The sequence below is a fragment of the Streptococcus infantis genome, from assembly GCF_047460685.1.
Taxonomy (GTDB): domain Bacteria; phylum Bacillota; class Bacilli; order Lactobacillales; family Streptococcaceae; genus Streptococcus; species Streptococcus infantis_AD.
Window position 1 is genome coordinate 63843 of the sequence record NZ_JASHFS010000006.1, and the last position, 13119, is coordinate 76961.

14 protein-coding genes are annotated in these 13119 nt (G+C 39.9%); 11 read left to right on the forward strand and 3 right to left on the reverse strand.

Annotated elements, in window-relative coordinates; genetic code table 11:
- Positions 1-41 precede the first annotated feature (41 nt).
- Positions 42-1265, reverse strand: a complete 1224-nt coding sequence (gene pepT, locus QM917_RS03995) for a peptidase T (RefSeq protein ID WP_248034346.1) — start codon at positions 1263-1265, stop codon at positions 42-44.
- A 153-nt stretch (positions 1266-1418) separates the two neighbouring features.
- On the opposite strand from pepT, the gene hemH reads away from it, so the two are divergent.
- On the forward strand, positions 1419-2513 hold the full coding sequence (gene hemH, locus QM917_RS04000) for a ferrochelatase (RefSeq protein WP_248034345.1): 1095 nt from the start codon (positions 1419-1421) through the stop codon (positions 2511-2513).
- A 439-nt stretch (positions 2514-2952) separates the two neighbouring features.
- Entirely contained in the window at positions 2953-4119 is a 1167-nt protein-coding gene (locus QM917_RS04005; protein ID WP_248034344.1) for an IS110 family transposase, read from the forward strand.
- A 271-nt stretch (positions 4120-4390) separates the two neighbouring features.
- On the opposite strand, the gene mnmE is transcribed toward QM917_RS04005, so the two are convergent.
- Together mnmE and QM917_RS04015 are read right to left on the reverse strand one after the other, a co-directional pair.
- Positions 4391-5764, reverse strand: coding sequence for a tRNA uridine-5-carboxymethylaminomethyl(34) synthesis GTPase MnmE (gene mnmE, locus QM917_RS04010; RefSeq protein WP_414284942.1), 1374 nt, complete (start codon positions 5762-5764; stop codon positions 4391-4393).
- A 122-nt stretch (positions 5765-5886) separates the two neighbouring features.
- The gene (locus QM917_RS04015; RefSeq protein WP_001117401.1) at positions 5887-6069 is read right to left on the reverse strand and encodes a 4-oxalocrotonate tautomerase; all 183 of its coding nucleotides are present in this window, start codon (positions 6067-6069) and stop codon (positions 5887-5889) included.
- A gap of 123 nt (positions 6070-6192) precedes the next feature.
- On the opposite strand from QM917_RS04015, the gene QM917_RS04020 reads away from it, so the two are divergent.
- The 9 genes from QM917_RS04020 to QM917_RS04060 all read left to right on the forward strand — a co-directional run bounded on the left by QM917_RS04020 (position 6193) and on the right by QM917_RS04060 (position 13112).
- Positions 6193-6792, forward strand: a complete 600-nt coding sequence (locus QM917_RS04020) for a thymidine kinase (protein WP_414284943.1) — start codon at positions 6193-6195, stop codon at positions 6790-6792.
- Positions 6782-7261 (forward strand): GNAT family N-acetyltransferase, encoded by a 480-nt coding sequence (locus tag QM917_RS04025; RefSeq protein WP_414284944.1) that lies wholly within the window; start codon positions 6782-6784, stop codon positions 7259-7261. Before QM917_RS04020 ends, QM917_RS04025 begins: the two co-directional genes overlap by 11 nt.
- 9 nt (positions 7262-7270) lie before the next feature.
- Positions 7271-8350: a peptide chain release factor 1 gene (gene prfA, locus QM917_RS04030; RefSeq protein WP_414284946.1), complete on the forward strand. Its 1080-nt coding sequence runs from the start codon at positions 7271-7273 to the stop codon at positions 8348-8350.
- Positions 8350-9186, forward strand: coding sequence for a peptide chain release factor N(5)-glutamine methyltransferase (prmC, locus tag QM917_RS04035; protein ID WP_414273624.1), 837 nt, complete (start codon positions 8350-8352; stop codon positions 9184-9186). The genes prfA and prmC overlap by 1 nt, the downstream gene beginning before the upstream one ends.
- Positions 9170-9772 carry an L-threonylcarbamoyladenylate synthase gene (locus tag QM917_RS04040; protein ID WP_414284947.1) on the forward strand — a complete coding sequence of 201 codons (603 nt, stop codon included), beginning with the start codon at positions 9170-9172 and terminating at the stop codon, positions 9770-9772. The genes prmC and QM917_RS04040 overlap by 17 nt, the downstream gene beginning before the upstream one ends.
- A gap of 1 nt (position 9773) precedes the next feature.
- Complete coding sequence (locus tag QM917_RS04045) at positions 9774-10205, forward strand: GNAT family N-acetyltransferase (protein ID WP_414284948.1); 432 nt, start codon at positions 9774-9776, stop codon at positions 10203-10205.
- A gap of 66 nt (positions 10206-10271) precedes the next feature.
- Positions 10272-11528: a serine hydroxymethyltransferase gene (glyA, locus tag QM917_RS04050; protein WP_414284950.1), complete on the forward strand. Its 1257-nt coding sequence runs from the start codon at positions 10272-10274 to the stop codon at positions 11526-11528.
- A 7-nt stretch (positions 11529-11535) separates the two neighbouring features.
- Entirely contained in the window at positions 11536-12510 is a 975-nt protein-coding gene (locus tag QM917_RS04055) for a nucleoid-associated protein (RefSeq protein ID WP_315639065.1), read from the forward strand.
- Positions 12510-13112: a lysozyme family protein gene (locus tag QM917_RS04060; protein ID WP_075231768.1), complete on the forward strand. Its 603-nt coding sequence runs from the start codon at positions 12510-12512 to the stop codon at positions 13110-13112. Before QM917_RS04055 ends, QM917_RS04060 begins: the two co-directional genes overlap by 1 nt.
- The last annotated feature ends 7 nt before the right edge of the window (positions 13113-13119 follow it).

The window sequence follows — 13119 nt, forward strand, 5'->3', positions numbered from 1 at the left end:
TGCTGATAAAAAAAGAGGTCGGGAATTTTTTCCCGATCTCTTTAGTCTTTATAAGCTACAATTCCAATGATAGTATCAACTGCACGCTCCATGGTTTGAAGACTAACATATTCAAAACGACCGTGCATATTTTCACCACCGGCGAAGATATTTGGCGTAGGAATTCCCATAAAGGAAATCTTAGACCCATCTGTTCCACCACGGATAGGCTCAATAATTGGAGTAATATCAAGACTTTCCATTACTGATTTAGCGATGGTGATTGGAGTCATATCCTTTTCAATGACTTCCTTCATGTTGTAATATTGGTCTGTCAAAGTCAAGGTTACACGATCGCTACCAAGTTCTTGGTTCATCTTATCAGCAATAGCTTGCATGGCAGCTTTACGCGCTTCGAAGCTTTCTTTTTCAAAGTCGCGAATGATGTAGCTAGCACGCGCTTCCTCAACAGTACCAGTTATATCCATGAGATGGAAGAAACCTTGGTAACCCTCAGTCAACTCAGGTCGGTCACCAGCTGGAAGTTGATTGTGGAAGTTGATGGCTAACTGGAGAGCATTGACCATTTGTCCTTTAGCTGTTCCTGGGTGAACATTACGGCCTTGGAAGTGAAGTTCAGCTCCTGCAGCAGAGAAGGTTTCATACTGCAATTCTCCAAGAGGTCCGCCGTCAACTGTATAAGCAAAGTCAACATTGAAGTCCTCTGCATCAAATTTGTTGGCACCAACGCCGATTTCTTCATCGGGACCAAAGCCGACACGGATTTCACAGTGCTTTATTTCAGGATGAGCGTTCAAGTATTCGATAGCTGTCATGATTTCAGCGATACCAGATTTGTCATCAGCGCCGAGAAGAGTAGTTCCATCTGTAGTAATTAAAGTTTGGCCATGGTATTTCTCTAAGCTCTTAAAATCTGCTGGATCAAGTTTGAAACCAGAATTCCCAAGCTCTATAACACCACCGTCGTAGTTTTCAATAACTTGCGGGTTAACACCTTCAGCATTAAAATCAGCTGTATCCATGTGGGAGATAAAACCAATCTTACGAGTCAAACTTGGGTCGTTGGCTGGTAAGGTTCCGATAGCAAAACCGTTTGGTAGATAGTAGACATTTTGCAAACCGACACGTTTCATCTCAGGGATGAGGACATTGGTTGCGAAGTCTACTTGACTTTGGGTACTTGGTGTAGTGGTTGAATGTTCGTCAGAACGAGTATTGACTTTGACATAAGTCAAAAAACGCTCCAACAATGTTGGATATTTCATCGTAACTCCTTTTTCCTTCTTTTAAAACCATTGTATCATAGAAAGAAGAGAAAAACAAAAGTCAGAAGGGAGGTAACATTCTTATGTTAGCGTTTACTTATGGCTGTTTTAGTGATACAATAAAAAAGATAAAAATATCACAAGGATGCAAATATGAAAAAAGCGATTTTAATGATGACATTTGGTTCCCCAGAAGAGATTACCTTTGAAGGAGTAGCCGATTTTTTTACCAACATTCGTCGTGGAGTTCGACCTCAAGATCACGAGATTCAAACACTTTATGATAATTATGTTCGAATTGGAGGAACTCCACTACAAAAAATTACCCGTGAAGAAGTTGCCTTAGTAGATGCTAGATTGGGAAATGAATATAGTGTCTATTTTGCCAATAAATTTTCAACCCCTTTTATTCCAGATGTGATTCGGCAAATGGAAGCAGATGGAATTGAAAAGTGTATTTGCTTGATTTTGGAACCACACTATTCCTTTTACTCTGTCATGGGGTACGAAAAGTTTCTGGAAAGCAAACAAATTCAGTTTTTAGTTATTAAGGACTGGTATCAAGAAGAAGCCCTCTTAAACTATTGGACAGATGAAATTGCTAGGATTTTAAAAGAAAAGGTGAAACAGGATAGCTTTAAAGTCATCTTTTCTGCCCACAGTGTGCCCATTTTTGCCTTAGATTTTGGTGATCCCTATATCGACCAGATTTTCGAAAATAGCAAGTTAATTGCTGAAAAATTAGGCTTGAAACCAGAGCAATATACCAACACTTGGCAGAGCGAAAGTGATATTGGTATTCCTTGGATTAAACCAGATGTCCTGGAATATCTTAGAGAGCAGAAAGAACATCCAGAGCATTATATTTTTGTACCCATTAGTTTTATTAGTGAGCACATTGAAGTCTTGTTTGACAACGATGTGGAATGTTATGACTTGTGTCAGGAATTGGAGGTGAACTACCATCGGCCACCAATGCCAAATACAGATTCTCGTTTGATTGATGCCTTGGTCAATATTGTCCGAGCTAACGAACATAAAGAATTTAGAGAATTCCTCCCAGAAGAAGAGACCTTTGATGAATTAGTCCCTTCGGATGAAACTAAGAATATTTTAGATGAATCACAAGACTTACAAATGCCAGAATTTGTTAAAAAATTAATAGAGAAAAAAGGTCGTGAAAATGTCAAGATGCCTTATTTAATCAAAAAAATGCTTGAAAAAGCTGGCAAATTACCTAAAGACTAAGTGAAAATAGAAAAGAACTGGTAATACTCTTCGAAAATCAAATTCAAACTGCGTCAACGTCGCCTTGCCGTACTCAAGTACAGCCTGCGGCTAGTTTCCTAGTTTGTTCTTTGATTTTCATTGAGTATAAGGTTTGTTTCAGATTTCTGCTAAGGCAGGATATAACTTAGAAGGTGAAAGAAAAGGCGGTGGGACAGACAGCCATGACGACATAGCCGTCACCCACAGAAACACGAAAATAAAGACAAGAGCCCTCATTTAGAAGTATAATCTAAGTGAGGGCTTTGTGGTTGATAATTTCTTGAATATCACTTTCGCGGGACAAACTAATCCACTCTACCGACGAGTACCCCAAAATATCGCCTTGAGCATGAGTATAAAAATACGACAACGTTATCGGTAGACAAGCTCTCTGACTTTATAAATGGAGGGAATCACAATGGATGTTCTCTATCAATCTTGTGCAGGTATTGATGTCCATCAAGCTACTGTTGTGGTTTGTATTCTACATGGGCCGCTCACTTCTACTCGTCCAAAGCGTGAAATGGCTCAGTTTGATACAACGACAAAAGGATTAAAAGCCTATCATGATTTTCTCACTCAATTTCATGTAGAAGCCGTCGGCATGGAAAGCACAGGAGTTTACTGGAGACCTGTCTGGCATGAACTCTGTGATGACTTTGAACTCATCCTAGCACAGCCTGCTCATATGAAAGCTATTCCAGGTCAAAAAACAGATAAGAAAGATGCTCACTGGATTGCCCAATTAACACGAATCGGCCTGCTCCCTCGCAGTTTCGTTCCTGATGAAACCATTCAAGAATTGAGAGAGCTAACACGACAACGGAAACACTATGTAGAGAGCCGTAATCGTGAGACCAATCGGATCCATAAAATCCTCCAATCAGGAGGTATTAAGCTGACAACCTACATAGAAGATATCATGGGTGCTTCTGGTCGAAACTTACTGCAGCTGCTTATTGATGAGACGCCCCTTACCCCAAGAATGATCCATCAATCTGTTTATACCAGTTTGAAAAGAAAAGTTCCCCAACTCCTTGAGGCACTTGATGGGTACTTTTCGGCTCATCATCGTTTTATGTTAGGTCAGTCCTTAGAGATTTACGATTTTTATCAAAAACAAATCGATTGTTTGGAAGAGCGTATAAACGGCTATCTAAATCTCTATGAGAGACCAGTGGAAATCCTAGATTCTATTCCTGGTATGGATCTTATTACAGCCTCTGTGATCATAGCGGAAATTGGGGTAGACATGAGCCAGTTTCCAACAGCTGGACATCTCGCTTCCTGGGCTGGTTTGTGTCCTGGAAATAATGAAAGTGCCGGTAAAAAGAGGAGCACAAAAATCAGACATGGCAATTCCTATTTAAAAAGGTGTCTCTGTCAAGCAGTTTTTGCGGCAAAAAGACAAAAAGGAAGTCCACTAGCAGAGCGTTATTACCAAATTCAAAGTAGGAGAGGACCGCAAAAAGCAACTATTGCACTCGCACATCAACTTCTTAAAATAGCTTATATCCTTTTGAAAGAAAATCTCACTTATCAGGAGTTTGTGCTACAAAAAAGGCTACTAGAGACGAGCCAGTAGCCTAATACAATTTTTTCACCTTCATTATATCACAAGGGGAGTCTTTTTGCGCTCTTTTGAGTTTTCGTATAAGAAATCGGTAATTCGTTAGAATTCGATTTCGTCGTCCCAGCCCCGCGAGGATGATTAGGAGCTTTTTGGAGTCTAAAAGACGAACAAAAAGTTCAATCAGCTACCGCGTCAAAGTTTGATTGCTAATAAAAAGTGAGGTCGGGATCTTTTGTCCCAACCTCTTTTTAGGTGACTAGCATTTTTTTGACCTAGTTTTTTCTTATTTACCCAAACAAAACTGGCTAAATAACTGTGTAATGAGTTCATCTGGAGCAGCATCACCAGTGATTTCTCCGAGGATTTCCCAAGTACGGGTCAAGTCAACTTGAAGCAAGTCAACTGGCATACCTAGTTCCAGCCCTTCATTAACAGCTTGTAGGCTTTCAACAGCCTTTTCAATCAAGGAAATGTGACGGGCGTTTGACAAGTAAGTAGCATCTTGTTCGACCAAGCTAGCATTTTCAAAGAAGAGGCTGTTAATCCGTTCTTCAATCTTATCAATGTTTTGATTTTTGAGGACTGAAATACGGATGACATCTTCAGGAAGTTCCTGAGTTTCAATAGCCTCAGGTAGGTCAGTTTTGTTCAGTAGGATGATACGGTTGGTATCTTGACTGATTTCAAGAAGTTGTCGGTCTTGGGCAGTTAGAGGTTCGCTGGCGTTTAAGACAAGTAAAACCAAATCAGCTTCCTTGAGAGCTTTTTTGGAGCGCTCGACACCGATTTGCTCGACGATATCATCTGTTTCACGTATACCAGCAGTATCAATCAATTTCAGTGGCACACCGTTGATATTGACGTATTCTTCGATGACGTCTCGGGTAGTACCTGCAATATCCGTTACAATGGCTTTATCTTCGCGCAGGAGGTTATTAAGTAGACTTGACTTCCCAACGTTGGGACGACCAATGATGGCCGTTGAAATTCCTTCGCGGAGGATTTTCCCACGACGTGCAGTTTTTAGGAGATTGGTCAAGAGTTGTTCAAATTCCAAAGTTTTTTCACGGACAACAGCAGTAGTGGCTTCTTCAACATCGTCGTACTCAGGATAGTCGATATTCACCTCGACTTGTGCTAGTGTATTGAGAATTTCCTGACGAGTATTGTTAATGAGGTCAGATAAAGAACCGTCTAGTTGTTTGACTGCAATATTCATGGCCTTGTCTGTCTTGGCACGGATGATATCCATAACAGCCTCGGCCTGAGTCAAGTCCACACGACCGTTAAGGAAGGCACGCTTAGTAAACTCACCAGGCTCTGCCATACGAGCACCTTCACGGATAACTAACTGGAGAATTTCATTGGTTACGGCGATTCCACCGTGGGTATTGATCTCGATAATGTCTTCACGAGTGAAGGTCTTTGGAGACTTCATAGCTCCCACCATAACCTCATCCATGACCTTACCAGTTTGAGGGTCAACGATATGACCGTAGTTAAGAGTGTGGCTAGCAACCTTGCTCAAGTCCTTGCCTTTAAAGATTTTCTGGGCGATAGCAAAGCTATCTGTTCCGCTTAAACGAACAATCCCAATAGCCCCTTCACCTAGTGGAGTGGAGATTGCTGCAATGGTATCAAATTCCCGTGTAATCATTTCAATTCCTTTATAGTTTATTTGTTTGTATTGACTAATATCTCTTAAAATTGTAACAAAATATAGTGTTTTATTCAACGAATGGCACTTATAAAGAAAAGCCTAAGCAGATTGCTTAAGCTTTACTTAGTGCGCATTTCACCTTGTGGGAAATAGGTTCCTTCAGGCATATCGTTGATAATGACATGAACAGCAGACTGAGGTGCACCAGTGTTGCGAACCACAGCCTCCGTTACTTCCTTGGCTAGGGCTTTCTTTTGCTCTAACGTGCGTCCTTCAAATAAATCGATGCGTACAAATGGCATAATTGCGTCCTCCACTAGTTATTTGATTTCTTCTATTTTACCACATTTTGCCATTTAAAGCTTTGAGAAAATATGGTATACTAGAATGTAGCAAAAATTTAGAAATGGACGTGAAATAGAAGCATGGCACAGTTGTATTATCGTTATGGGACCATGAACTCAGGCAAGACGATCGAGATTCTCAAGGTAGCCTATAACTATGAAGAGCAAGGAAAGGGAGTTGTGATTATGACTTCGGCTCTGGATACGCGTGACGGTGTTGGCTATGTTTCAAGTCGAATTGGGATGAAAAGACCAGCAGTTGCTATTGAGGAAACAACGGATATCTTTGGTTTTATCCGAGATTTACCTGAAAAGCCATACTGTGTACTTGTCGATGAAGCCCAGTTTTTAAAGCGTCACCATGTTTACGACCTAGCTCGTGTTGTGGATGAGTTAGATATACCTGTTATGGCATTTGGTTTAAAAAATGACTTTCGTAATGAACTATTCGAAGGTTCAAAATATCTTCTGCTCTTAGCAGATAAGATTGACGAAATCAAGACCATTTGCCAGTATTGCAAGAAAAAAGCGACCATGGTCTTGCGTACGCAGGACGGATTGCCAGTCTATGATGGTGAGCAGATCCAGATAGGTGGCAATGAAACCTATATCTCGGTTTGCCGTAAACATTATTTTGCACCACTGATAACATCTAAAAAGGAACAAGACTATGACCATTGAACTTAGAGATGTTACAATTGAAAATTATTTTGATGTTCTGCATTTGGATGTTAAGGAATATCAAAAACAATTTATTGCTACTAACGCAATTAGTTTAGCTGAAGCATATGTCTACACAAAAAATGGAGATTTTGTAGCTCCATTGGCAGTTTACGATAATGATGCAATCATAGGTTTTGTGATGTTAGCTTATGATAAAAAAATCGGAATTAGTAATGGAAATTATTTACTTTTTCGTTTCATGATTGATAAGCATTTTCAAGATCAAGGATATTTTAAACCAATTATGGATAAGGTGCTAGACTATGTTCGGACAGCGCCAGCAGGTTTATCCAATAAACTTTGGTTGTCTTATGAACCAGAAAATGAACATGCAAGATCTTGTTACCTCAGTTATGGATTTAAAGAAACTGGGGAAATATTTGAGAACGAAGTAGTAGCAATCTATGATTTAACAATTGAGAAATAAGGAGAAAAAATGAGCATCTATGATCAACTACAAGCTGTAGAAGACCGTTATGAAGAATTGGGAGAATTGCTCAGTGACCCGGATGTGGTCTCTGATACCAAGCGTTTTATGGAGCTTTCAAAAGAGGAAGCTTCTACTCGCGATACTGTAACTGCCTACCGCGAATACAAACAAGTCCTTCAAAATATCATTGATGCCGAAGAGATGATTAAAGAATCAGGCGGAGATGCTGACTTGGAAGAAATGGCCAAGCAAGAATTGAAAGATGCTAAGGCTGAAAAAGAAGAATACGAAGAAAAACTGAAAATCTTGCTTCTTCCAAAAGATCCAAACGATGATAAGAACATTATCCTAGAAATCCGTGGAGCTGCTGGTGGAGATGAAGCCGCCCTCTTTGCTGGTGATTTGCTAACCATGTATCAAAAGTATGCTGAAGCCCAAGGTTGGCGCTTTGAAGTCATGGAAGCATCTATGAATGGTGTTGGTGGTTTTAAAGAAGTGGTTGCCATGGTTTCTGGTCAGTCAGTTTACTCTAAACTCAAGTATGAGTCTGGAGCCCACCGTGTACAGCGTGTCCCTGTGACAGAAAGCCAAGGGCGTGTTCATACCTCTACAGCAACAGTTCTTGTTATGCCTGAAGTGGAAGAAGTAGAGTACGATATTGATCCAAAAGACCTTCGTGTGGATATCTACCACGCGTCAGGTGCTGGTGGACAGAACGTCAACAAAGTTGCGACAGCCGTCCGTATCGTTCACTTGCCAACCAATATCAAGGTTGAAATGCAGGAAGAACGTACCCAGCAAAAGAACCGTGAGAAGGCTATGAAGATTATTCGTGCGCGTGTTGCTGACCACTTTGCTCAAATTGCTCAAGACGAGCAGGACGCAGAGCGTAAGTCTACTATCGGTACTGGTGACCGTTCAGAACGTATCCGTACTTATAACTTCCCACAAAACCGTGTGACAGACCACCGTATCGGCTTGACTCTTCAAAAACTTGATACTATCTTGTCTGGTAAACTCGATGAAGTTGTGGATGCCTTGGTTCTTTACGACCAAACTCAAAAATTAGAAGAATTAAACAAATAATGAAATTAGCTCAAATTTTTAAGGATTTTGAGGAAAAGTTGATAGCACAAGGAGAGGAAGCTGAAAGCCTCTCCTTTGTATATCGTGGCCTGAAAAATCTATCTTTTACAGACTTTGTCTTTGCTCTTCAGCAAGAAATTTCAGAGAAAGAAAGACAGTTTGTAGAGGACATTTATAGGAAATTGGCAAATCATATACCTGCCCAGTATATTATCGGTCATGCTGAATTCTTTGGAATGCAGTTAAAAGTAGATGAGCGGGTCTTGATTCCCCGTCCAGAGACAGAAGAACTAGTGGAGCTCACCCTGGCTGAGAATCCAAAGGAAAATCTTAAAGTTCTGGATATTGGAACAGGGAGTGGTGCTATCGCTCTTGCCTTAGCTAAAAATAGACCTGATTGGACAATCACAGCTGCCGATATTTCTCAAGATGCTTTGGATTTGGCGATGGAAAACGCTAATAATCAAGGTCTAACATTATCCTTTATTAAATCTGACTGTTTTTCCGAAATTTCTTCAAAATATGATATAATTGTATCCAATCCACCTTACATATCTCGAGTAGATGAGGCAGAAGTAGGTTTGAATGTTCTCCATTCAGAGCCACATTTAGCCCTCTTTGCAGATGAGGATGGTCTAGCGATCTATCGCAGAATTGCGGAAGAATCAAAGGACTTTCTAAATGATGGTGGTAAGATTTATCTTGAAATTGGCTACAAACAAGGAAAAAGTGTGCCCGCTCTCTTTATGGAAAATCTTCCAGAGAAACGAGTTCGTACTCTGAAAGACCAATTTGGCCAAGATAGGATGGTTGTTGTTGATGATGGAGAAAATTAAGAAAGAGCTTGAAAATGGTGGAGCTGTAGTTTTGCCGACAGAAACAGTTTATGGTCTCTTTGCAAAAGCTTTGGATAAAAAGGCAGTTGACCATGTTTACCAGCTCAAACGTCGTCCTAGAGACAAGGCGCTCAATCTCAATGTCGCAAGTTTAGACGATATCTTGAACTTTTCTAAGAATCAGCCACCTTATCTCAATAAACTGGTTGAAAGTTTTTTGCCAGGCCCTTTGACCATTATCTTAGAAGCTAATGACAAGGTTCCTTACTGGGTCAATTCAGACTTGACGACAGTTGGATTTCGCATGCCGAGTCATCCTGTAACTCTGGACTTGATTCGTGAATTTGGCCCCTTAATCGGACCTTCTGCCAATATCTCAGGTCAATCAAGTGGAGTTACTTTTCGAAAGATCCTTCATGATTTTGACCAAGAGGTCTTGGGACTTGAAGACGATGCATTTTTAACAGGTCAGGATTCGACTATTTTAGACCTATCTGGTGACAAGGTAAAGATTCTACGTCAAGGAGCGATTACTCGAGAAGATATCCTTGCCAAGATACCAACAATTCCTTTTGAGGAGGTATGATATGCTACGTGATTTGAAAACAAGAGATGTTGCAGCTATTTGTGAGATTAACAAAGAAGCTTTAGACTATTCGTTTAGTTTAGAGGAAACGTCTAGTCAACTAGATAAGTTATCTCAAGACTCTCATCACTACCTACTGGGGTTTGAGGAACCAACCAGCCATGACTTAGTTGGTTATGTTCATGCTGAGGTTTATGAATCCCTTTATTCAAAACCAGGTTTTAATATCCTAGCTTTAGCTGTTTTGCCTCAAACACAGGGTCAGGGTATCGGAAAAACTTTGCTCCAAGGATTGGAACAAGAAGCAAAAAAACGAGGCTATAACTTTATTCGCTTAAATTCTGCAGACCATCGTTTAGGTGCGCATGCTTTCTATGAAAAAGTTGGTTATACCTGTGATAAAGTGCAGAAACGGTTTATTCGCATTTTTTAGTTTGGATTTTATATTCTTGTTGTAGAAACAAACTAAAGACCTGTCACACTATAAAGGAGAAGACCTATGATTTTTGACAAAGATGATTTTAAAGCTTATGATGCAGATCTTTGGAATGCTATTGCCAAAGAAGAAGAACGCCAACAAAACAACATCGAGTTAATTGCCTCTGAAAATGTTGTTTCTAAGGCTGTTATGGCAGCTCAAGGGTCTATCTTGACCAATAAATACGCCGAAGGTTACCCAGGACGTCGTTATTACGGTGGTACTGATGTAGTAGATATCGTTGAAAGTCTAGCTATTGAACGTGCAAAAGAAATCTTTGGTGCCAAGTTTGCCAATGTCCAACCTCACTCAGGAAGTCAAGCCAACTGTGCAGCTTACATGGCTTTGATTGAGCCAGGTGATACGGTCATGGGGATGGATTTAGCAGCAGGTGGTCACTTGACCCACGGAGCTCCTGTAAGCTTCTCTGGTCAAACCTACAATTTTGTTTCTTATAATGTTGATCCTGAGACTGAACTCTTGGACTTTGATGCTATCTTGAAACAAGCACAAGAAGTGAAACCCAAATTAATCGTAGCAGGAGCTTCAGCTTATTCTCAAATTATTGATTTTTCAAAATTCCGTGAAATTGCAGATGCTGTTGGTGCTAAACTTATGGTCGATATGGCGCACATTGCTGGCTTGGTTGCTGCAGGTCTTCATCCAAGTCCAGTCCCTTATGCACATATTACAACAACAACGACCCACAAAACCCTTCGTGGACCACGTGGTGGTTTGATTTTAACTAATGACGAAGATCTTGCCAAGAAGATTAATTCTGCTATTTTCCCAGGTATCCAAGGTGGGCCATTAGAGCATGTTGTTGCTGCTAAGGCTGTTGCCTTCAAAGAGGTATTGGACCCAGCATTCAAGGAATATGCAGCAAATGTTATTAAGAACAGCAAGGCTATGGCAGAAGTCTTCTTGCAAGACCCTGATTTCCGTATTATCTCTGGTGGTACTGAAAATCACCTCTTTCTAGTTGATGTAACTAAGGTTGTAGAAAACGGAAAAGTTGCTCAAAACTTGCTAGATGAGGTCAATATTACCCTAAATAAAAACTCAATTCCATACGAAACTTTGTCACCATTTAAGACAAGTGGTATTCGTATCGGTGCAGCAGCAACAACTGCACGTGGTTTTGGTGAAGAAGAAAGTCGTAAAGTGGCTGAACTTATCATTAAAACTCTTAAGAATGCAGAAAATGAAACTATTTTAGATGAAGTAAGAAGCGAAGTCAAAACCTTGACAGATGCCTTCCCATTATACGAGGACTAAAATTTTTATGGACATTTATATTAAGAAAGCTATTATCCATCAGTTCAGCCCGGATGACACAGAGTTGTTTCTAGTGGATAAATTTCTCAATATCACTCCAAAAATCGAAGAATACTTACGTAAGAAAATCGAACGTGTGTATTCAGATGAAGCCAAGACTGGGATTTTCGAAGAAGAAAATCCCTTCTTCAATCATATTACAGATGATTTGTTGGAGACATCGGTGACACTGGCAAATCTCTGGAAAGAGGAGTTCAGTATTTCTGAAAATCTCAAGACCAATGACTTGATTTTTGTTCAGTTTTCTAAAGAAGGAGTAGAGCATTTTGCATTTCTACGTATTGCCTTGCGTGAGACCTTGACCCACCTTGGTGGAGAGGTTGATAATCCAATCAAGCTGACTCAAAACAATCTTCCAGGATTTGGTACAGGCGCAGATGAGGCCTTGGTGGTCAATCTTCAAAGCCGAAAATATCACCTGATTGAAAAACGAATCAAGTATAACGGGACTTTTTTGAACTATTTTTCTGAGAATTTGATTCAGGCTCAGCCAAAGATTTCACCTAAAAAGTCAATCAAGGAATTGGAAAAAACGGCTCAGAGAATTGCTGAAACATTTAATACAGATGATTTTCAATTTCAATCTAAGGTCAAGTCTGCTATTTTTAACAATCTTGAAGAAAGCAATGAATTGTCTCCTGAAAAATTGGCTAATGACCTTTTTGACAACAATCTCACTGCACGTCTTAGCTTTATTGACCAAGTCAAGGAAGCAGTGCCAGAGCCAGTTCAATTTGATGAAATCGATGCTAGTCGTCAATTAAAGAAATTTGAAAACCAAAAGCTTTCTCTGTCAAATGGGATTGAGTTAATCGTACCTAATAATATTTACCAAGATGCTGAGTCGGTCGAATTTATCCAAAATGACAATGGTACCTACTCTATCTTAATCAAAAACATCGAGGATATACAAAGCAAATAATGTTTAAATTTATAAGAAGGGTCTTGGTGCTTGTTCTTATCTTATTTACTGGTTATAAACTTTTTCATATGTATCGGGATGTGAAGCAGGTCATGACTTATCAATCCTTGGTACGAGAAGTTTTAAGTGAGCAAGATACGCCAGCAAATGAAGAACTAGTCTTGGCCATGATTTATACCGAAACCAAAGGTAAAGAAAGTGACGTGATGCAGTCTAGTGAGTCTGCCAGCGGTACTACAAATACGATTTCTGACAATAGGAGCAGTATTCGTCAGGGAATTCAAACCTTGACAGAGAATCTTTATTTAGCACAAGAAAAGGGTGTAGATGCTTGGACTGCTGTACAGGCCTATAACTTTGGGCCTGCATATATTGATTTTATCGCCCAAAATGGGAAAGAAAATACCCTTGCCCTAGCTAAACAATACTCAAGAGATACCGTTGCTCCGATTTTAGGAAATACAACTGGAAAAACCTATCGATATGTCAATCCAATTTCCATCTTTCAAGGTGGAGAACTTTATGTAGATGGAGGGAACTATTATTACTCTAGACAGGTTCAACTAAATCTCTATATTATTAAATTTTTTAATCTATTTTAAGCACTTA

What these genes read in the sequence shown, in the direction of transcription:
- QM917_RS04020 (WP_414284943.1), top strand. Translation starts at nt 6,193, where the DNA reads ATGGCACAGTTGTATTATCGTTATGGGACCATGAACTCAGGCAAGACG.
- prfA (WP_414284946.1), top strand. Translation starts at nt 7,271, where the DNA reads ATGAGCATCTATGATCAACTACAAGCTGTAGAAGACCGTTATGAAGAA.
- QM917_RS04040 (WP_414284947.1), top strand. Translation starts at nt 9,170, where the DNA reads ATGATGGAGAAAATTAAGAAAGAGCTTGAAAATGGTGGAGCTGTAGTT.
- pepT (WP_248034346.1), bottom strand. Translation starts at nt 1,265, where the DNA reads ATGAAATATCCAACATTGTTGGAGCGTTTTTTGACTTATGTCAAAGTC.
- glyA (WP_414284950.1), top strand. Translation starts at nt 10,272, where the DNA reads ATGATTTTTGACAAAGATGATTTTAAAGCTTATGATGCAGATCTTTGG.
- QM917_RS04025 (WP_414284944.1), top strand. Translation starts at nt 6,782, where the DNA reads ATGACCATTGAACTTAGAGATGTTACAATTGAAAATTATTTTGATGTT.
- QM917_RS04055 (WP_315639065.1), top strand. Translation starts at nt 11,536, where the DNA reads ATGGACATTTATATTAAGAAAGCTATTATCCATCAGTTCAGCCCGGAT.
- QM917_RS04060 (WP_075231768.1), top strand. Translation starts at nt 12,510, where the DNA reads ATGTTTAAATTTATAAGAAGGGTCTTGGTGCTTGTTCTTATCTTATTT.
- mnmE (WP_414284942.1), bottom strand. Translation starts at nt 5,764, where the DNA reads ATGATTACACGGGAATTTGATACCATTGCAGCAATCTCCACTCCACTA.
- QM917_RS04045 (WP_414284948.1), top strand. Translation starts at nt 9,774, where the DNA reads ATGCTACGTGATTTGAAAACAAGAGATGTTGCAGCTATTTGTGAGATT.
- QM917_RS04015 (WP_001117401.1), bottom strand. Translation starts at nt 6,069, where the DNA reads ATGCCATTTGTACGCATCGATTTATTTGAAGGACGCACGTTAGAGCAA.
- prmC (WP_414273624.1), top strand. Translation starts at nt 8,350, where the DNA reads ATGAAATTAGCTCAAATTTTTAAGGATTTTGAGGAAAAGTTGATAGCA.
- hemH (WP_248034345.1), top strand. Translation starts at nt 1,419, where the DNA reads ATGAAAAAAGCGATTTTAATGATGACATTTGGTTCCCCAGAAGAGATT.
- QM917_RS04005 (WP_248034344.1), top strand. Translation starts at nt 2,953, where the DNA reads ATGGATGTTCTCTATCAATCTTGTGCAGGTATTGATGTCCATCAAGCT.